General features: G+C 43.7%; 20 protein-coding genes. 16 read left to right on the forward strand and 4 right to left on the reverse strand.

Annotated elements, in window-relative coordinates; translation table 11 throughout:
* Window positions 1-80 precede the first annotated feature (80 nt).
* Complete coding sequence (locus tag DBZ36_RS02830) at window positions 81-968, reverse strand: sugar kinase (protein WP_120353421.1); 888 nt, start codon at window positions 966-968, stop codon at window positions 81-83.
* 213 nt (window positions 969-1,181) lie between these two features.
* Here DBZ36_RS02830 and yihU point away from each other — a divergent pair, with 213 nt between their 5' ends.
* The 10 genes from yihU to DBZ36_RS02880 all read left to right on the forward strand — a co-directional run bounded on the left by yihU (window position 1,182) and on the right by DBZ36_RS02880 (window position 13,352).
* Window positions 1,182-2,144: a sulfolactaldehyde 3-reductase gene (gene yihU, locus DBZ36_RS02835; protein ID WP_120353422.1), complete on the forward strand. Its 963-nt coding sequence runs from the start codon at window positions 1,182-1,184 to the stop codon at window positions 2,142-2,144.
* A gap of 72 nt (window positions 2,145-2,216) precedes the next feature.
* Window positions 2,217-3,257, forward strand: coding sequence for an aldose epimerase family protein (locus DBZ36_RS02840; RefSeq protein WP_120353423.1), 1,041 nt, complete (start codon window positions 2,217-2,219; stop codon window positions 3,255-3,257).
* Window positions 3,258-3,420: 163 nt separating this feature from the next.
* Window positions 3,421-4,671: an AGE family epimerase/isomerase gene (locus tag DBZ36_RS02845; protein ID WP_120353424.1), complete on the forward strand. Its 1,251-nt coding sequence runs from the start codon at window positions 3,421-3,423 to the stop codon at window positions 4,669-4,671.
* A 248-nt stretch (window positions 4,672-4,919) separates the two neighbouring features.
* The gene (locus tag DBZ36_RS02850; protein ID WP_120353425.1) at window positions 4,920-5,780 is read left to right on the forward strand and encodes a class II fructose-bisphosphate aldolase; all 861 of its coding nucleotides are present in this window, start codon (window positions 4,920-4,922) and stop codon (window positions 5,778-5,780) included.
* Between the two features lie 164 nt (window positions 5,781-5,944).
* Window positions 5,945-6,484 carry a TRAP transporter small permease gene (locus DBZ36_RS02855; RefSeq protein ID WP_120353426.1) on the forward strand — a complete coding sequence of 180 codons (540 nt, stop codon included), beginning with the start codon at window positions 5,945-5,947 and terminating at the stop codon, window positions 6,482-6,484.
* Window positions 6,485-6,494: 10 nt separating this feature from the next.
* Entirely contained in the window at window positions 6,495-7,784 is a 1,290-nt protein-coding gene (locus DBZ36_RS02860; protein ID WP_120353427.1) for a TRAP transporter large permease, read from the forward strand.
* A gap of 53 nt (window positions 7,785-7,837) precedes the next feature.
* Complete coding sequence (locus DBZ36_RS02865; protein WP_120353428.1) at window positions 7,838-8,887, forward strand: TRAP transporter substrate-binding protein; 1,050 nt, start codon at window positions 7,838-7,840, stop codon at window positions 8,885-8,887.
* 158 nt (window positions 8,888-9,045) lie between these two features.
* Window positions 9,046-11,064, forward strand: coding sequence for an alpha-glucosidase (locus DBZ36_RS02870; protein WP_120353429.1), 2,019 nt, complete (start codon window positions 9,046-9,048; stop codon window positions 11,062-11,064).
* 895 nt (window positions 11,065-11,959) lie between these two features.
* Window positions 11,960-12,895, forward strand: coding sequence for an SPFH domain-containing protein (locus DBZ36_RS02875; RefSeq protein ID WP_120353430.1), 936 nt, complete (start codon window positions 11,960-11,962; stop codon window positions 12,893-12,895).
* A gap of 1 nt (window position 12,896) precedes the next feature.
* Window positions 12,897-13,352: an NfeD family protein gene (locus tag DBZ36_RS02880; protein ID WP_120353431.1), complete on the forward strand. Its 456-nt coding sequence runs from the start codon at window positions 12,897-12,899 to the stop codon at window positions 13,350-13,352.
* Between the two features lie 50 nt (window positions 13,353-13,402).
* On the opposite strand, the gene DBZ36_RS02885 is transcribed toward DBZ36_RS02880, so the two are convergent.
* Complete coding sequence (locus DBZ36_RS02885; RefSeq protein ID WP_120353432.1) at window positions 13,403-13,708, reverse strand: hypothetical protein; 306 nt, start codon at window positions 13,706-13,708, stop codon at window positions 13,403-13,405.
* Between the two features lie 379 nt (window positions 13,709-14,087).
* On the opposite strand from DBZ36_RS02885, the gene DBZ36_RS02890 reads away from it, so the two are divergent.
* From DBZ36_RS02890 to rplS, 6 genes are all read left to right on the forward strand, one after another.
* Entirely contained in the window at window positions 14,088-15,164 is a 1,077-nt protein-coding gene (locus tag DBZ36_RS02890; RefSeq protein ID WP_120353433.1) for a 3-deoxy-7-phosphoheptulonate synthase, read from the forward strand.
* Window positions 15,165-15,170: 6 nt separating this feature from the next.
* Window positions 15,171-16,316, forward strand: coding sequence for a bifunctional chorismate mutase/prephenate dehydrogenase (gene tyrA / locus DBZ36_RS02895; RefSeq protein ID WP_120353434.1), 1,146 nt, complete (start codon window positions 15,171-15,173; stop codon window positions 16,314-16,316).
* A 203-nt stretch (window positions 16,317-16,519) separates the two neighbouring features.
* Complete coding sequence (gene rpsP, locus DBZ36_RS02900) at window positions 16,520-16,768, forward strand: 30S ribosomal protein S16 (RefSeq protein WP_120353435.1); 249 nt, start codon at window positions 16,520-16,522, stop codon at window positions 16,766-16,768.
* A gap of 16 nt (window positions 16,769-16,784) precedes the next feature.
* Window positions 16,785-17,309, forward strand: a complete 525-nt coding sequence (gene rimM, locus DBZ36_RS02905) for a ribosome maturation factor RimM (protein WP_120353436.1) — start codon at window positions 16,785-16,787, stop codon at window positions 17,307-17,309.
* Window positions 17,310-17,320: 11 nt separating this feature from the next.
* On the forward strand, window positions 17,321-18,097 hold the full coding sequence (trmD, locus tag DBZ36_RS02910) for a tRNA (guanosine(37)-N1)-methyltransferase TrmD (RefSeq protein ID WP_120353437.1): 777 nt from the start codon (window positions 17,321-17,323) through the stop codon (window positions 18,095-18,097).
* 27 nt (window positions 18,098-18,124) lie between these two features.
* Window positions 18,125-18,478: a 50S ribosomal protein L19 gene (rplS, locus tag DBZ36_RS02915; RefSeq protein WP_120353438.1), complete on the forward strand. Its 354-nt coding sequence runs from the start codon at window positions 18,125-18,127 to the stop codon at window positions 18,476-18,478.
* Between the two features lie 73 nt (window positions 18,479-18,551).
* Here rplS and DBZ36_RS02920 read toward each other — a convergent pair whose 3' ends face one another.
* Both DBZ36_RS02920 and mutH read right to left on the reverse strand, forming a co-directional pair.
* Window positions 18,552-18,872 carry an isoamylase early set domain-containing protein gene (locus DBZ36_RS02920; protein WP_120353439.1) on the reverse strand — a complete coding sequence of 107 codons (321 nt, stop codon included), beginning with the start codon at window positions 18,870-18,872 and terminating at the stop codon, window positions 18,552-18,554.
* Window positions 18,873-19,010: 138 nt separating this feature from the next.
* On the reverse strand, window positions 19,011-19,709 hold the full coding sequence (gene mutH, locus DBZ36_RS02925; RefSeq protein WP_120353440.1) for a DNA mismatch repair endonuclease MutH: 699 nt from the start codon (window positions 19,707-19,709) through the stop codon (window positions 19,011-19,013).
* Between the last annotated feature and the right edge of the window lie 316 nt (window positions 19,710-20,025).

Below are 20,025 nucleotides of genomic sequence, written 5' to 3' on the forward strand. Positions count from 1 at the left end.
TTCCTTTGTTCGCTTGTTTTTGGCTCAACTCTTGGATTCACTAGTCTTATTGATGATGAATTCAGCGTGCCGTGCAATGCTTATTTGTCCAACGCGGAATCAACCTCCTTACGGCTTGGGATCCCTTCACGGCCACCCAGTTTGGTACATTTTACTGCAGCCACAGTGTTGGAAAAAATGATAGCATCGCGGGTCGACATTTGTTCGGCAATCGCGACAGCGAGCGCACCATGGAATACATCTCCGGCACCTGTCGTATCAACAACATCCACTTTTAGACCTGCTTGATGACAAAGTTCATCGTTTTCAAGCCAATAGCATCCTTTCGAACCTACCGTAACATAGACTTTATTATTTGTCCTTTTTTGAGCAATTTTGAGCCCTTCGATCGGATCGCTGCTTCCGCTGTATTTTTCAAGCCCGGGCTCACTAAAGGCAACGTGGTCTGCAAGTTCAACCAATTCGTCAATATTGTCAGGTGCAATATCGGCATCTAACACCGATGGGATACTAAACTTGCGCGCTTGCTCCAATGCATACTTTGCCCCAGCAACCCAACGCACATCGGCCAATATCGTTGCATATTTTGAGAAATCAATTTCGGTTAGCGCGCTTGGATCTTTGGACAATGATTCATCTTGATAGTTAATGATCATACGCTCACCTTCTTCATCGACAATAACCGCAGAAAAAGCAGAGGACGCGCCTTTTATGCATACTGCTTTTTCAACGCCAACACCATAGCTAGCAAGTTCACTAAGCATAGTGTCGGCAACTGAGTCGTCTCCAACACGGCCGATAAAATCTACGTGATGTCCCAGTTTCGCCACAGCCACTGATGCGGTAGCTGCAGGACCGCCGCCGACTTCAAAATAGTTGTTAGCCACATATTTACCACCGGTTATGGGCAGTTGCTTGACGAGCTGGACTCGGTCTAAAACGGTGATTCCAATACATGCAATCGACATGATTAATCTCTTCTATATTATCTAGAGCGGGTATGCTTTGCGTCTCAAATTGCAGTAGAACAAACAAAACTCTAGTTCGATGAATTATATATTCGCACAAACATGAGGGGCGAATAACAAAGATAATGGATTCATTATAGGAAAAAAAGTGATCTTGACTGCGATAGTTGTCACGTAACGACGATAAAACGACAAAAAACAACAAAATGTGACATTGGTAAAAGTTCTGTCGCCAATAATGCCTATAGTAATGCCATATCTTATTCAGTAAGGACAAACATAATGTCAACTATCGGTTTCATCGGCTTAGGCCAAATGGGTAGCCCAATGGCTGCAAATCTAATCAAAGGTGGGCACTCGCTACAAGTTTTTGATGTAAACGCAGACGCTGTTGCTCAAATGGTCACGCTTGGTGCCGTAGCAGCTCAAACACCTGGTCAAGCCGCTAGCCAAGCAGATTTTGTTGTCACAATGCTGCCTAATGGCGATTTAGTTCGCAAGGTAATCTTTGCTGATGATGGCGTGATATCCACGCTGTCAAAGCAAGCCTTAATCATTGATATGTCGACCATTCATCCCTTTGAAACTGATGCTTTGATCAGCGATTTGTCGCTGCAAGGTTTTGAGATGATGGAAGCGCCAGTAGGAAGAACCTCGGTTCATGCGATTAAAGGTGAGCTACTGATTCTCGCTGGTGGAACGAAGTCTCAAATTGAACGTGCTCAACCCCTATTTGATTGTATGGGCTCTGAAACCATTGATGCTGGTGGTCCTGGTAAAGGGATTAGAGTAAAGATCATTAATAACTACATGAGTATTGCGTTAAACGCACTATCTGCTGAAGCTGCGACACTATCTGAGGCTATCGGTTTAGAGTTTGAAGATGCAATGAAAGTCATGAGTGGTACACCTGCTGGCAACGGTCATTTCACGACCACTTGGCCGGGTAAAGTCTTAGCTGGTGATTTATCGCCTGCATTTATGGTCGATCATGCTCACAAAGACTTGGGTATTGCGCTCGATCTTGCCAATCAGGTCAATGTTCCAATGCCGTGTGGTGCGGCATCTCGTGAATTGTATAGCATCACCCGTGCTGCGGGCCGTGGTCGTCAAGATTGGACATCAGTTTTCGAACAGCTACGCGTAACTTCTGGGCTTGAGGCGAAAATAAAGTGAAGACATGCTGAGTCTATCAAGAATTGAATAGACTCAAACGATGTGACTTTAATTTAGGATAGAGACGAAAAAGTGAAACTGAGCATTGAAGATTGGGGATTGGTCGAAACACAATCTGTCCCTGTAAAACTGTTGACCTTACAAAATAGCCAAGGCATGAAAGTACTGGTGAGCAACTATGGGTGCATTGTAACGTCGATTGAAACGCCAGATCGCAATGGACACTACGCGGATGTTGTACTCGGCTACGATAGTTTAGACAAGTATCTTGCCGGACACCCATTCTTCGGTGCCATTGCTGGCCGCGTTGCCAATCGAGTCAAAAATGGTCGCTATCAAATTGATGGCCAATCCTTTGAGCTTGAAACCAATGAGTTGCCAACAGGGCAACACTTACACGGCGGAAGCAAAGGCTTTGATCGCTATGTTTGGGACTACGCTATTGAAGAGCAAGATGAAGCAACTTTTGTGCATTTTAGTCGTGTATCTCCCGATGGAGAGTCGGGCTACGGCGGTACGATGCAGGTCACGTGTAGTATTGGTTTAGATGAAATGAATCAAGTCCATTACAATTTTAAAGCAAGCACGGACAAACCAAGCGTAGTCAATCTTGTTAATCATAGCTATTACAATCTAGCTGGGCATGATTCGGGACCCGTTGATCAACATGAACTAGTTCTTTTCGCTGATTACTATACGCCTGTTAGCGAAGACATGATCCCTAGTGGTGAGATTCTTTCGCTTCAGGGAACTCAATTAGATTTTAGCTCTCCACGGGAAATTGGCGCCAACGAATACGACCATAATTTTGTCTTAAACAATGACAAACGCATGGGTGAATATCGCTATGCTGCCCAGCTCTACGAGCCAAAAAGTGGTCGCGAAATGACGGTGTTAACCACGCAACCAGGCCTGCAGTTCTATAACGGTTATAAGTTGTCGAATAAACCTTGGTTTGGTCGTAACGGTCATAAGTATGAAGCGCGAGAAGGGATGTGTTTAGAAACGCAGCATTTTCCGGACAGTCCAAATCAACCTCATTTCCCCTCGGTGCGTCTCAACCCGGGCGAGGTCTATGAAGAGAAGACGATTCACCGTTTTCGTATCAAATAAATGAATCAAATCTACAGCAAGCCAAATTTGAAGGTTTGAAGTGAATACAAAGGTCATTTATTGATTCTTGGTGAGTGCTTTTGTACTAAACATTATCTAATTAACATAATTATACGCGATGGACTGATAACGTCGGTCGCAATGAAAATATAAGGACTAATCTATGAAGTGGATCAACACTCGTTCTCATAATTCTTGGCTTGAAGCTGAAACCGATAGAATCTTTGAGTTTGGCAAAAATGCGCTTGTTCCCAACGGTTTTGGATGGATAGGTAATAACGGTAATGTGCGCGACGAAATGGGCACACGCCTGTGGATTACTGCTCGTATGCTGCACTGCTATTCACTCGCAACGCTGATGGGACGTCCCGGTGCTTTTGACTTAGTTGAGCATGGCATCGCTGCCCTAGAGGGTCCACTAAAAGACAGGACTCATGGAGGTTGGTATGCAACTGTCGATAACCAAGGCGAGGGTGTTATGGATGCATCGAAGCAAGGTTATCAGCATGCCTTTGTTCTGCTTGGTGCTGCAAGCGCCGCGACCACTGGTCATCCTCGCGCAAAGGCCCTATTAGATGAAGCTATTAATGTCTATGAAAAACACTTTTGGTGTGAAGAAAATCAAATGTGTTTTGAGTCATGGGATGAAGCATTTACTGAAACAGAAGATTATCGTGGCGGCAATGCAGCCATGCACTCCGTTGAAGCTTTTTTGATTGTGTATGATGTTACTAAAGATAAAAAGTGGCTTGAGCGAGCGTTGCACATTACTGAGTTTATGATCCATAAAACAGCCAAGGGCCTTAGCTATCGTGTTAATGAGCACTTTGATTCTGATTGGAACCCGCTACCAGACTACAATAAAGACACGCCAGCTAGTCATTTCCGAGCATACGGTGGTACCCCTGGCCACTGGATTGAGTGGGGCCGTTTAATTTGTCACCTGCATGCAAGCATGCAAACCATAGGCATGAATACTCCTGATTGGATGCTTGAAGATGCCATTGGTTTATTTGATGCTACGGTACGTGATGCATGGCATGTTGATGGAGCTCCGGGCTTTGTTTATTCGGTTGACTGGGATGGTAAGCCTGTCGTTCGCGAACGTATTCGTTGGGCACCGGTTGAAGCAATTGGTACCGCATATGCACTATTTGCGGTGACCGGAGAGAAAAAATACGAAGATTGGTATCGAACTTGGTGGGATTATTGCCGTACTTACCTCATCGACTATGAAGGGTGTTCGTGGTGGCAAGAGCTGGACGTCAATAACCAAGCTGGAACTAGTGTGGTATGGGATGGAAAGCAAGACATCTATCATTTGATGCACTGTTTAGTGATCCCTCGGCTACCGTTAACGCCTGGTTTGGCACCTGCTTTAGAAGCAGGTTTGCTTGACAGCGCCATGAAGTAATCGTTAACCCAGATTAAAAACCTCTAAAAAGAAATGGCAGCCTCAGGCTGTCATTTTTTTAGATCGCAAATAGCCATGAACAATTGCACTGCAAGAGAAATTAAAACTAAAATGTGTCAGAGCGCTCATTTTTGTCTATTTGTGTCCGTTTTTGTTGAAAATGGCGAGCATCTAACAGAAATGAAAGCGTAGGGCTGATAATTTAGCGTCATTCAAAACAAACAAGTTTATTTAAAGGAACACCTACTATGCCTTATATGTCTGGTAAAACAATGATTCAGCAAGCGTGGAGCGAGGGTTATGCCATTGGTGCTTTCACCGCTCATAATCTAGAAACTATCAAAGCTGTACTGCTGGCGGCTGAAAAAGAACAATCACCGATTATGATTCAGATTGGTCAGAAAGCAATTAACGAAATGGGCATGAAACCACTACGTGATGCTGTCGACTCCTTGATCGAACACCATCAAATTAGCGTGCCGATCTGTATTCATCTAGACCATAGCCGCAAATTCGAACAGTGCATGGAAGCCGCAACCCGTAACTTTCAATCGTTGATGTTTGATGGTTCTGCGTTGCCGTTTGAAGACAATGTACGAATCACAAAAACTGTCGTTGAAGTCGCAGAGGCATTAGGTTTAGGGGCTGAAGGCGAAATTGGCAAAATCGGTGGTACAGAAGATGACATTACCGTTGATGAAAAAGACGCGATGATCACCACTGTAGAAGAGGCGCTAGACTTCTCTGAGCGTACCGGAGTTCACTACTTAGCGGTATCTATCGGAACAGCACACGGCGTTTACAAAACAACGCCAGAGCTTAAGTTTGATCGCTTAAGCGAAATTAAAGAAGCGGTTAAGAAGCCTATCGTATTGCATGGTGGTTCAGGTGTGCCTGATGACCAAGTTATCGAAGCTGTTAAGCGCGGTGTTGCAAAAATCAATGTTGATACTGAACTACGCCAAGGCTTTATTAAGGGCGTGCAATCGCATTGGAGCAAGAACCAAGACGACTTCATTTTGGCTGATGTAATGAATACCGGTATTGCCGCAATGATGGAAGTTGTTCAACACAAAATTCGTCTATTTGGTTCAAACGGCAAAGCCTAAGTCAACAAAATGTCCACTATGTGACATAAACCCTACAAAAAAATACACATTGTTGCTTGCTGTGAAAACAATCACGGATTGAAGACTCAAGCTGAGTTATCAATACGCCAAGCAAACGATGTGTCGTTTTAACAATAACAAATACTACTATTAACGGTGGTTTTATGCTTAAAGCAATGGAAAGAGCTTTACATACTATCAATGCCCCGATCTCGCGTTGGACAGCTAACCTTGCCGGTTTTATGCTGCTAGTGATGACGGTAATCGTATTGATTCAGGTAGCGTTTCGCTACGTTTTAAATACTCCTTTGAGCTGGACAGATGAATCGTCTCGCTTCCTGATGATCTACATGACTTACCTGTGCTTGCCACTTATCTATCTTAATGACCGCAATATTGCCATGAGCTTTGTGACGGACAAACTCAAAGGCACTCGCGTTTATGAATTACTCATGATTATCGCTCATGTTGCTGCGCTCGTGCTATTTGCTGTTTGGATTTACTTTGGCTACACCTTCTTCAAGACCGGTTCGGTGATGGCTGACAGCCTGCCGATCCCTATGTATATGGTATATGCCATTCCGCCAGTAATGCTGTTTATTTCTTGTTTCTCTGCTTTAGAGAAACTGTGTGGCTCTCTGCATAAACTGATTCATTTTAATGCGGTTAAGCAAGAACTGAAAGCCGCTCAAGCGGCTGAGTAGAGGTAATATCATGGTTTCTCCAATCTTTTTAGTGTACTTCATGGCCTTTCTTATGCTCGGAGTACCTGTACTGTTTGCATTGGGCCTATCTCCAATCATTACGTTTGTACAAAATGACCAAATTTTGTTTATCAACATGCTTTATCAACGCCTTTACTCGGGCTTAGATAACTTCTTGTTGTTGGCGCTGCCCTTCTTTATGTTGGCTGGAGAGTGCATGTCCAGTGGCGGTATAACACCGCGTATCATCTCATTTGCCCAAGCTCGTGTTCAGCACTTGCGTGGGGGCTTAGGCCATGTGGTTATTCTTACTTCAACTTTGTTTGGTGCATTAACCGGCTCGGCTGTTGCGGCCACTTCTGCGATTGGCAACATGTTAATCCCAGAAATGACAAAGTATAAGTATGACCGAAGTTATTCAGCCGCTCTTACAGCTGCTGCAACTATTTTAGGTAACATTATTCCGCCATCGGGCCTAATGCTGTTGTACGCATTTGTTATGAATACATCGGTTGCAGCAATGTTCATCGCAGGTATTGTTCCAGGGATTATTTTTTGTGCTGGTCTGATGTTAGTTAACCGGGTACAGATAAAAAAATACCCGCAAGTGGAAACGTTACCACGAGCAACTAAGTTAGATCGCAGAAAGAGTCTACAACTCGCAATTTTGCCACTACTAACACCTGTGATTATCTTGGGTGGTATATACGGCGGTATTTTTACCCCGACTGAAGCTGCGGCAGTTGCTGTTGCCTATGCGATTTTCTTATCAGTATATGTAATCAAAGTTACTAATTTAAAAGCGACTTACGCCTTGTTCACCAAGGTTGCGGTGAATGCTGCGACAGTACTGATTATTGTAGCGGCGGCCAGTGGTTTTGCCTCAGCCATCAGTTTCTCGGGTATTTCACAAACCGTTACTGACTTTTTCCTGAGTATCACTAGTGACCCTCTGATGCTGTTCTTCATCATCAACATATTTTTATTCATTGTCGGTATGTTCTTGGATGCGGGTCCAGCCATTTTAATCTTTGGACCTATCATTGCGCCCATCATGATCAATGCCGGCGTCGACCCTGTGCACTTCGGTGTTGTGATGTGCGTCAATTTATCTATTGGTTTAGCAACACCGCCTATGGGACTGGTGTTGTTTGTGGCCTCCGGGGTTTCTGGAGAACCGCTGCAAAAAATTTCGAAGGCGATCATTCCATTCTTAATAATAGAGTTTTTGATCATCTTCCTCATCTCATTCTTACCTGACTTGGTTATTGGTCTACCCAAACTTCTTGGCGTGATGTGAACCAAATCTAAGAATACGTAAACGAGAATTACTAAAAAAATAAGGAACATTCAATGAAAAAACTACTTTTGGCCTTAACCACTACAGCACTGCTAGCCTCTGGTGCAGCGAACGCGGCAGATTACAAACTTACCGTGCCGCATGTATCTAACTTAGATAGCTATAACCACCAATCTCTTTTGGTGTTTAAGAACTACGTTGAGTCACGCTCTAACGGTTCTATCGAGGTTGATATCTATCCATCTGGTCAGCTATGTGGTACGGCAAAAGAGTGTATTGCTGGGGTACAAGCAGGGATGTTTGATTACTTCCAAACAACAATTCCTGAGTTAGGTAATTTCTGGCAGCCGGTTAGCGCGTTTGACTTACCATACATGCTTCCGAATGACCGTGTTGCCGAGTGTGTTTATGACAACGAAGCCTTTGTTGGTGACGTGCGAAGCGAAATTCTTGCGCGAGCTCCAAATGTTCGTCTAATGATGGTCTCTAACTCTGGTGGCTGGCGTAACATTGCAACCACTAAGAAGCAGGTTAAAACGCCAGCTGATGTGAAAGGTCTTAAATTGCGTACAGTACCGGCAAGAATTCAGCAAGAGCTAGTAAAAAGTCTAGATGGTTCTCCTACGCCTATCTCATGGCCTGAAGTATATACTGCACTTTCAACCGGTGTTGTTGATGGAACGAAGAATGGTATTGTTGATATCGTGCAAAACAAATTCCACGAAAGCCTAGATTACTTGATCCTTGATGGACACGCTTACATGGGTGGTGCTTGGGTATTCAACGATACTAAGTTTAAGTCAATGTCTGGTGAGCTTAAGCAAGTCATCGTTGACGGAATTGATGCACAAAACCAGTACTTACGTGCGTATCCTAAGCACAAAGAGTTCACCGCTTACGAAGAATTCCGCAAAGCAAACGGTACAATTTATAACCCAAGTGTTGCTGAAAAAGCTGAGTTTCAAAAGAAAACTGCACCTGTTAAAGAGTACTTCCTAGAGACTTCTGGTGAAGAAGGTGCGATGTGGCTAGCTCGTTTTGAAAATGAAATCAAAACTTGTGAAACTAAGATTCAGGCTGACTACGACATTCAGTTCAATTAATTCATATCGTTAAACCTAGCCTCCTTCTATGGGGGCTAGTAAGTAAGTCCTAATTATCGAGCTGTTCACTTTGATTTTAAGCTTCGTTGTCGAAGTCGACAATTACCAAATACCTGAAAAACACAGGCTTCGGCAATAGAACCTGTGGAGGCATAATAATGAAACTACTCTCTACCGAAAACGGCTTTATCCTTTCTCATAAAAACCGGGTTATTTTTACTCACAGCACCGAATCTCCAATGCTATTTCTTGGTGTGGGTGAGTCCAATTTTGATATGTATCGAGGAAATTTCGATATTACTGACTATGTTACCGAACGTCTTGCAATGCGTCAGGTTGATGTAGAAACATTCGAAAGTGATGAAGCAGTTAAAGCGGTAATCACTTTTAAATTTGATGGTGAACCTACCTTAAAGATGACAGTCTCTCAGACTCTAGAGGGCCGGTTAAAAGCTGATTTTGAAGCCATCGATAAAAAATATAATCGCTTCTGGTTGCGCGTAGATGCAAATCAGCAGGAGCGCGTATTCGGCTGTGGTGAGCAGCTGACCTATCTAAACCTCCGAGGTAAGAACTTTCCCCTTTGGTCTTCAGAGCCAGGTGTTGGACGTAACAAACAGACCGAAGTAACCTTTATGGCTGATGTTAATGATAAAGCTGGTGGTGATTACTACACAACCAACTACCCTCAGCCAACTTTCGTATCGGATGAAAAATATTTTTGCCATCTAGAAACAACAGCCTATGCAGACTTTGACTTTAGCAATGAAGAATTTCACGAGTTACAAGCATGGGACATTCCACAATATTTGCTATTGGATAAAGAAGAAAGCTATGAGGCACTGATGGAAAACATCACAGGTGTCTTTGGCCGTCAGCCGGTGTTGCCTGATTGGGTCCATGATGGCGTGATTCTCGGCATTCAAGGTGGCACTGACATTACATATGACAAAATTGCGAAGGCAAGGCAACACGGCGTGGAAGTCAGTGGTGTTTGGTGTCAGGACTGGCAAGGCAAAAAAGTAACTTCTTTTGGGAAGCGTCTGCAATGGGATTGGCAATGGAACTCTGAGATGTATCCAGAGTTGGACACTAAGATCCATGAGCTTAAAGCTGATGGGGTGCGTTTCTTAGGTTATATAAATCCATACGTACTCGAAGATTATCCTTTATACAAAATAGCGCAAGAGAAGGGTTATCTTGCAACAAAGCAAGACGGCTCGAAGTATGTGGTTGATTTTGGTGAGTTTTACTGTGGGGTTGTGGACTTCACTAACCCAGAAGCTTGTGAGTGGTATAAAAGTGTCATTAAAACCAACATGATTGACTTTGGTCTTGATGGCTGGATGGGGGACTTTGGTGAGTACTTGCCAACTGACTGTACCTTAAGCAATGGTGTTGATGCCGAGATTGAGCATAATAAATGGCCTTACCGTTGGGCTAAAATTCAGCATGAAGCTATTGAAGAAGCGGGTAAAACTGATGATATCCTATTCTTCATGCGCGCCGGAGGCACAGGTATTCAAGGCTATTGCCATACCCTTTGGGGTGGCGATCAGTTAGTGGATTGGTGCCTCGATGATGGTCTCGCTTCCGTCATCCCTGCGGCGCTGTCATCAGGCCTAATGGGCAATGGTATACACCACAGTGACATCGGCGGATACACCACTTTGCACGGCAAAAAACGTTCGAAAGAATTGTTCCAACGCTGGGTTGAGATGAATGCCTTTACCCCTATTATGCGTGGTCACGAAGGTAACCGTCCTGATGATAACCATCAGTATGATACTGATGAAGAGACGCTAATACATTTGGCTAAGTTCAGCCGTATCTTTAAGCATCTTAAGCCCTATATAAAGCAGGCGGTTATACTAAACTCTAAGAAGGGTATGCCCGTACAACGACCTTTGTTTATGCATTATGAAGACGATGCACAAACCTTTGAGATTAAATATCAGTACCTTTTGGGTCGGGATATTTTAGTCGCCCCGGTTTACAACAAAGGTGAATTGCTGAAACGGGTTTATCTACCCAATGACACTTGGGTACATGCCTTCACTGGTGAAACCTATACTGGTGGCTGGGTTGACGTTGAAGCCCCAATCGGCCAGCCCGCAGTTTTCTATCGCGCCGAATCAGAACAGCGTGAACTATTTGATGTGATTCGATCACTTTAGTCGGATAGTTACCCGCTAATAAAAAGCCCTTAGCGATGCTATCGTTAGGGGTTTTTTTATATAAAATAGTTGATTCGGCTTTTGTGGATTTTCTCTTTTAGTCAATAGCGAATCGCCAAACGAGGCTAAACTGCAGATGATTAGAGTAAAGTTTGCTTTCAAAGACATACATTTCATTCACCCCCGAGCATAAGATCACGATTGAGCAGTTGAGCGGTGAATGACAGCCGGTACTGAGGATTGTTAAACGCACGGTTGTATCGGCGTATAGCATCTATTAGTGGCCTAAAACGCCAAAATAAATATGGCCAACAGAGATTGTAATACTCAGATTATAAATAGGTTCCTAGCCGCGAAAAGCATGATATGGAAACAAGTCCCCCTCGCCAAAACGATCGCTATTAAGCATTCTATCTAGTTACATTACATCGAACTTAGGTCTCCGAGATAAAGTTCATAAAATCCTTGGCGTTTGCCTTCAATTGCTTGGTGTCCCCAACTGCTATTCCAAAGTTGTTGGTAGTTGTTTTTGGGTTCGCTAATGGAAGCTTATTAGCTTTCCAAACCGTGTTGGAGTTAGTGTCGAGGCAAAATCTAAACAACCTGTATCGATTTTTCGTTCAAACGTCAGTTAACACGGGAAGGTAGCTACAAAGCATCCGTCAGATTTATGATTACCACTAACTTTCTTTTCATGTGTTTTGGATGGGGAGGCGAAGTGGTTGAGTTTCTGTCTAAAAAACAGTTAAATGAACTGTGGCTACGGGATGACTAGCAGCATATAATTCATAAACTTAGCCGTTCGTGGTTAAGCCAATTTCTAAAGCTATATAAATAGTTAATCAATGCTTGCTAGTCTGCTGGCTTGATTTTGAATCCAACTAAGGACCACTCAATGCCCGTCATTTTTGACTATCTACTGACCGTGCAAGTTGCACTGCTTATACTTGCTCTATTCGTGCTTAAATCTTCAATTAAGTTTGTACCGCAAAATTCTGCCTGGGTTGTTGAACGTTTTGGCAAATACCAGTCAACTAAAATAGCAGGGCTTAATTTTCTAATCCCTGTAATCGACCAAGTATCAGCACGTCGCAGTTTAAAAGAGCAGGCATTCGATATTCCTAGTCAAGCTGCAATTACCAAAGACAATATTTCATTAACAGTTGATGGTGTTCTATATTTTCGAGTGTTAGATCCGCATAAAGCAACTTACGGTGTTGAAGACTATGTTTTTGCGGTAACTCAGTTAGCTCAAACCACGATGCGTTCAGAAATTGGTAAAATAGAGCTCGATAAAACATTTGAAGAGCGTGACACCCTGAATGCACAAATCGTTAATTCGATTAATGATGCTTCGGCTTCTTGGGGAGTCGCGGTTATGCGCTATGAAATAAAAGATATTACCCCGCCAGCCTCAATTATGGATGCGATGGAATCACAGATGCGAGCTGAGCGTGAGCGTCGTGCGAAAATCCTTGAGTCGGAAGGCGAGAAGTCTGCTGCGATTAATATTGCCGAAGGTCAAAAACAATCTCGCGTTTTAGCTGCTGAAGCTGAAAAAACCGAACAAGTTTTGGCCGCAGAGGGTGAAGCTGAAGCCTTAGTCGCGGTTGCTAATGCACAAGCTGAAGCTATTGCTACCATTGGTGCATCGGCTGCAACTGAAGAAGGTCAAAAAGCGATTCAATTGGACTTGGCGTCTAAAGCCATTGCAGCCAAGCATGCAATAGCTAAAGAGTCTAGTGTGGTTTTACTACCAGACAGTGGCACTGAAGCTGGTTCTTTGGTTGCGCAAGCAACGACCATTTTGAATACCTTAAACAGAGGTTAACATGGCATCTTTTTGGGCGGATTACATCCCACAGATCCTCGTCGCAGCTGGCATATTCTTAATTATTATTGAAGTCGCTGTGATTGGTTTTGCAACATTTATCCTGTTGTTTTTGGGCTTGTCATTAATGATTACTGGCAGCCTGATATGGGTCGATATTCTGCCTGATAGCTGGAACAGTATTTTACTAGCAAATGCGCTATGTACATCCGTTCTAGCATTGGTGCTCTGGAAGCCTTTACGTAAGCTACAAAATCAAACCGACACCAGCCCGGTGACTAGTGATTTCGATGGGCATCAGTTTTTTTGTGAACATGACATCGATAAACGTGGGAAAAGTGAATATTCGTATTCGGGAGTTAAGTGGGCACTTAAAAGTGAGTCTGCGATCAGCGCCGGTACCGAAGTTGTGGTGGTGAGAGCTGAAGTCGGCGTTTTGTGGGTTAAGGCGCTTTAATAGATGTTAACAGCAAGCCTTTTGGGCTTGCTGCTTCCAATTGACTTACCTTAGGCTGGCATTGCCATCGGATTTGCAAGGCTACGATACTTCATTCGCTTGTAGATAAGGACAGAAACTAAACATACATTGGCCACTGCGACTAGCGACGCCGACACGATTAACATCCCATCTTCTACCACGAAAAACGCATAGCTCCATCCAAGGCAGGCATTGGCCAAAAACATTAACCAGCTTGGCAAGGATAAATCTTGAGCTGAGGATTTGGTGCGCACGAGACGCAATATTTGCGGGCTAAAAGAACATAGTGCGAAAAGCCATGAGAAAGGGTAAAGCCATTGGATCATATCTAACATTTGATTACTTATTAAAAAGACGAGCTAACAAAGACCATGTGTTAGTGCATCGAAACTACGACAACACTCCTGTGGTTGTATTCGAGCGTGGATTGTACACACTCGTTGCATTGTCAATTTGACTTCGCGCATTATTTGAGCAAAATGCTCAACAATCACAAAAAAGGTAGACCAATTATCGAGATGAGTAGCATAACTGGCTTTTGCTAAGCAATAACTTCATAAATAAGCTGTATTTTAAAGCTAGTTATTGTTGATTTGAGGCAAAGTAAGCAGTTGATGGGAACTTGGTCTTGCAAATATTCTAGGCACTGGTAATGTGATTTCCCCGATATAAAAATAGCAATGAATACTCATTCGTATAGTGGAAATACTCAGCATGCCAGACAAACAAAGCAACGATATACATATTCAATCCCAACAAGTTTTAATTAGCCCAGAGCAACTTCGCGAAAAACTGCCAGCCAGTGAAGCTGCCTTATCATTTGTGCGAGAGTCTCGCCAAACGATTGCTAATATTTGCCATAAAAAAGACCCGCGTTTATTGGTGATTACCGGTCCTTGCTCAATTCACGATTTAGAGCAAGCGAAAGAATATGCGGTGCGTCTTAAAAAGTTACACGATGAGTATCGGGATTCATTGTTTATCGTCATGCGAGTTTATTTTGAGAAGCCTCGAACTACGGTTGGTTGGAAAGGCTTTATTAACGATCCACACATGGACAATTCCTTTGATCTAGAAACTGGATTGCATAATGCGCGTGAGCTACTGACTTGGATCGCTGAGTTAGGATTGCCTGTCGCAACGGAGGCCTTGGATCCGATTAGCCCACAGTTTTTGAGTGAGCTGTTTTCTTGGGCTGCAATTGGCGCCCGTACCACGGAGTCTCAAACTCACCGCGAAATGGCCAGTGGCCTTTCAATGCCGGTTGGATTTAAAAACGGCACTGACGGTAATTTGGGCACGGCAATTAATGCAATGCAAAGCGCTGCTTCTCCACACCGCTTTATGGGGATTAATACCCAAGGTCAGGTGGCTGTATTACAAACCCAAGGTAACCCCGATGGCCACGTAATCTTACGTGGTGGCAAGCAACCCAACTACGACTCGGTAAATGTAGCCTTAGCTGAACAGGCAATGGAACGCGTTAATCTTGATCCATGTTTAGTTGTGGATTGTAGTCATTCCAATTCTCACAAAAATCATGAGTTGCAGCCCTTGGTGGCTCAAAACGTGGTTCACCAGATCAACGATGGTAACCGTTCTATTATCGGTATTATGCTTGAGAGTAACTTGCATTCAGGTGCTCAGAGCAGTGAACTGGCGCGCGATCAACTTAAGTATGGCGTTTCCGTGACCGATGCTTGTATTGGCTGGAATACCACAACCCAGCTTATTAGCAGCATTCATCAACAGCTTAGTGATAAACTGGCTGCACGTTTAGTGACAGAGTAAAAATCAATGTCCGATGCTCTTAAGCCGCTGCGCGACCAGATCGATGCAATTGATCAGCAATTATTGGTGTTGCTCGAACAGCGTTTGGAACTGGTTCATCAAGTTGGCGAAGTAAAAACCAAACATGGTTTACCGATTTATGCGCCCGATCGTGAAGCCATGATGCTCAGTAAGCGTCGGGAAGAAGCCAGCGCGCGTGGTTTGTCTCCTGATATGATCGAAGACGTGCTGCGACGCGTTATGCGAGAGTCTTACGCCAATGAAAAGGATAAAGGCTTTAAAACCGTTAATCCAAGCATTGGTCCTATCGTTGTGGTTGGTGGTAAAGGTCAGTTAGGTTCGTTGTTTGTGCAAATGTTCAAACTCTCTGGTTATGACGTTAGAGTCCTCAGTACTCAAGATTGGCCGGATGCCGAGTCTATTTGCAGTGGCGCTGGTTTGGTTTTGGTTTCGGTACCTATACATTTAACCGAGTCGGTTATAGCCAAACTGCCGAAACTGGCAAATGACTGTATCTTGGCTGACATTACCAGTATTAAAGCTAAGCCTATTGAGGCAATGCTTGCCGCACACAGTGGACCGGTCGTTGGTTTGCATCCAATGTTTGGTCCCGATGTCGCCAGTTTTGCAAAACAAGCTATTGTATTTGCTCAAGGACGAAAGCCTGAGAGCTATCAATGGCTGATCGAGCAAATGGGAATCTGGGGGGCACGGGTTACACCTATCGATGCTGGTCAACACGATCAAGCAATGGGGCTAATTCAAGCACTTCGACACTTTGCTTCGTATGCATATGGCGCACACCTTTTGCGCGAAAACGCTGATCTAGACTTGCTACTAGAACTGAGTTCACCCATTTATCGCTTAGAACTAGCGATGGTCGGACGTTTATTTGCACAATCGCCAGAGCTTTACGCTGATATTATTATGGCATCTGACGACAATATTGACTTAGTTAAGCGCTATTACCAACGCTTTGGCGAGTTGATTCAAATACTTGAAAGTCGCGATAAAGAAGCGTTTATAAAGACCTTTGATGAAATCAAAACCTGGTTCGGTGAATACTCTTTGCAGTTTATGCAAGAGAGTAAAGCATTGCTTCAACAAGCTAATGATAGTCGGCAAGTTGATACTAAGCCGGTAACACGCTAACGAGAGTTCAACATCTATAGCGTTCTACAACGGCGCAGAAAGACAAATAGCCTTTGAAATAAAGGTATATTCTTTAGCCCAGCAGAATAATACTATTTTGCTGGGCTTTTGGTTGCAATTGCAGCAGAAAAGAGTAAAATTTCGCGGCTTCAACTAACGGTGTCTCCTAGTGAGACTAAATTTCAAATTATAATGAGGACGATATGGTTACCATTCGTTTGCAACGTGGCGGTGCGAAAAAACGCCCATTCTATTCAGTTGTAGTAACTGATAGCCGTAACGCACGTGACGGAAAATTTATTGAGAAACTAGGTTTCTTTAACCCATTATCAGCTGGCCAAGAAGAGCGTATTCGCTTGGAAATGGATCGCGTCAACCATTGGGTTGAACTAGGTGCAACGGTTTCTGACCGTGTAGCTAAGTTGATCAAAGATCAAAAAGCAGCAGCTTAGTTCAGCGGAGGAGTCGATGAGCGAAGAAACGGTCATCATTGGTCGTCTGGGTGCTGTTTACGGCATTAAAGGCTGGCTAAAAGTGAACTCCTTTACCGAAGAGCCCGAAGATATTTTTAGTTACCAACCTTGGTTGGTAGGCCCCGCAGACAAGCAACGAGAGTTGAAATTGACTGAGTGGCGACGTCATAGCAAGTCTTATATCGTCAAGATAGAAGGTTATGATTTACGAGAGTTGTCTCAAACGCTGACTGGCCAGGACATTTCGGTTAAATCCGATGACCTACCAGACTTAGAGTCGGATGAGTACTACTGGCGTGACTTAATTGGCATGCAAGTTGTAAATCGCGAAGGCTATCGCATGGGAGAAGTGACCGATCTAATGGAAACTGGCTCCAATGATGTGATTGTCGTAAAGGCGAATTTGAAAGATGGCTTTGGCAAAAAAGAACGGTTAATCCCGTTTCTAGAATCTCAAACGATTGATACGGTCGATAAAGATTCTCGTGTAATCACGGTCGATTGGGACCCAAGTTTTTAGGGACCAACGTGATGACAGGTAAGACGCAAGCATCAGCATGGATAGGCGTAATAAGCTTATTTCCAGAAATGTTTGAAGCGATTACCAAATATGGTGTAACAGGTCGCGCTGTAAAACGCGGGCTGTTAGAAGTTCAGTGTTGGAATCCGCGTGATTTCACCAGTGATCGTCACCAAACTGTTGATGACCGCCCTTATGGTGGAGGTCCTGGAATGCTAATGATGGTGCAACCTCTAGAGGATGCTATTCAAGCGGCAAGACAGGCGGCAGGACCCGGCGTTAAAGTGATTTATATGTCACCTCAAGGCCGAGCTCTGGATCAACAGGGAGTTGTTGAGTTATCTCAGCAGACCAAGCTTATTCTGATTGCCGGAAGGTACGAAGGAATTGATGAGCGTTTGATACAAGCGCAAGTTGATGAAGAATGGTCGGTTGGTGATTATGTACTTAGCGGCGGTGAGCTGCCAGCAATGACAATGATAGACGCGATTTCGCGTTTGGTTCCTGGTGTATTAGGGGACAAGAATTCAGCGATAGAAGATTCTTTTAGCGATGGATTACTTGATTGCCCACACTACACCCGGCCTGAAGTTCTCAACGGACAACAGGTTCCAAGCGTATTGCTTAGCGGCAATCACGCCTTGATTAAGAAATGGCGGGCGCAACAAGCTTTAGGGCGCACCTATTTGAGAAGACCCGATTTATTAGAGGCTCTAGCTCTGACTGATGAGCAAGCAACATTGCTTGACGAGTTTGTCCGTGAGCACAAGCTTTCGGATAGTAAATAATATTTCAGTTAAGTCTAGGATTTAAAAATGAGTAATATCATCAAACAGCTCGAAGATGAGCAAATGAAACAAGACCTGCCAGCTTTTGCTCCAGGTGACACTGTCGTCGTACAGGTTAAAGTTAAAGAAGGTAACCGTGAGCGTTTACAAGCCTTTGAAGGTGTTGTAATTGCAAAGCGTAACCGTGGTCTACACTCTGCATTTACCGTGCGTAAAATTTCAAGCGGTGAAGGCGTTGAGCGTGCGTTCCAAACTCACAGTCCGTTAGTTGACAGCATTACTGTGAAGCGTCGTGGTGACGTACGCCGTGCTAAGTTGTACTACTTGCGCGAGCTTTCAGGCCGTAAAGCACGTATTAAAGAAAAATTGGCTACTAAGTAAGCCTCATTTCTTTAATGAAAAACCCGCGTTAATCGCGGGTTTTTTTTATTTAAAATAAATACATCGCTTACGGTTATTCTAGGTTCAATAAAGAGTTCTCTTCTCCAAATTCATTGGCAACATATGCCTCAGCCTGCCAATCATTGTCAAAGCGAATGCTACCGTCTGGCATGCAAAACTTGAATTTGTATTGGTAGCTCAGCTGCTGATCTTTAGCAATATTGACTACCAGCTTAAAACTGCCACTTTTCAAGGCTTTCATTTCAAGCTCGGCCCAGTCGTTGAATTCAGCCAGCAAGAAAACCTGAACTGCACCTTGGCAAGCTTCTTTAGAGACTTCAAATGTGACTTTAACTTCGGGTTTAGATTTTAAATGTTGTTTTTTTATTGGCATAGATAACCTCAGCATGGTTAGAGAAAAATGGATAATTTGAGCATTGTTGACTGAGTTATTTTTAACCACAAAAGCATCAAGGTCAATGCCTTATACTTTTGGGGTAATTGTGGGCAATTGAAATCGATGCCGATTCCTTTAATTTAAGCCAAAATGATCCGCCAATAAGCCTGACGTAAATCGACTTCGTAAATAAAAGCCCCGCGGTAAAGTAGCAATGATCTGACCGTTTGGCCCAGTGGCTTGGGTTCGCACTTTACTGTTAGCCGCTTTAGGACGAATTTGTAGAATTTCACCCTGATGAGCTGTAATCGTGTCTATTTTTCCTAGACTGATCAACTCCATGTGATCTTCCCAATCTTTTTGAAGCATTGCTTCTTGAGCAGGGCTCGGACTCCATAAGAATGGCGTACTTATGACACGCTCTGCAACGGGGATCCCGCGTTCTGCAATGATAGGCACCCAAAGGACCTTTGCTAATTTAAGCCGCACGTTGGAGTGCTGCCAATCGATTCCTTTTAGCTCGAGTAAAGGCGTAATAGCCACATAGGTACTCTCCAAAGCGCGTCCTTTGGTACTAATTGGAATTGTTTTTAGCTCAACACCTAAATGCGGGAAATCTTGCTCCGGCTTACTTCCGGCGCTCGCGCCTAAGCACAACTCCATCAACATGCCTCCCCAGCCTTTTTGTTTGCGTAAATGCTGGGGGATGCCGGTCTGATGTTGCTGAGCTATTTCGGCAAAGCTTCGTCCGGCTAAGGATAAAGCACGTTGTAGCAGTTCTGCTTCGCTACGAGGCGGTTCGACGTTTGGCGATAATGACTGAAAACTAGGCATATTTGCTAATGAGCTTTGAATCGCTTAAAAAGTAAGGTTAATTAAGCATAGCATATGTTTAAGCTATTGTTTTAATGTGCTATTTAATCTTACTGCGAGAGGAAGTTTTTCAGATTTGATCCTTTCATTAAAGCTAGCGAGCTGTATTTACTGTTTAACTACATACTTATCCACAGAAATGGTGGATAAATATGGAAAAATGGATAAAAGGTAATTCTTTTGGGAGTAACTCACATTTTTAGAAGAGTTTATCCAATATATGCTGGTGTTTTAGCCAGGTCGTGGTGAACAACTACAAATGCGAACAGATAGTGAA

This window comes from Alginatibacterium sediminis (genome assembly GCF_003610775.1).
In the GTDB taxonomy this organism is placed as follows: domain Bacteria; phylum Pseudomonadota; class Gammaproteobacteria; order Enterobacterales; family Celerinatantimonadaceae; genus Alginatibacterium; species Alginatibacterium sediminis.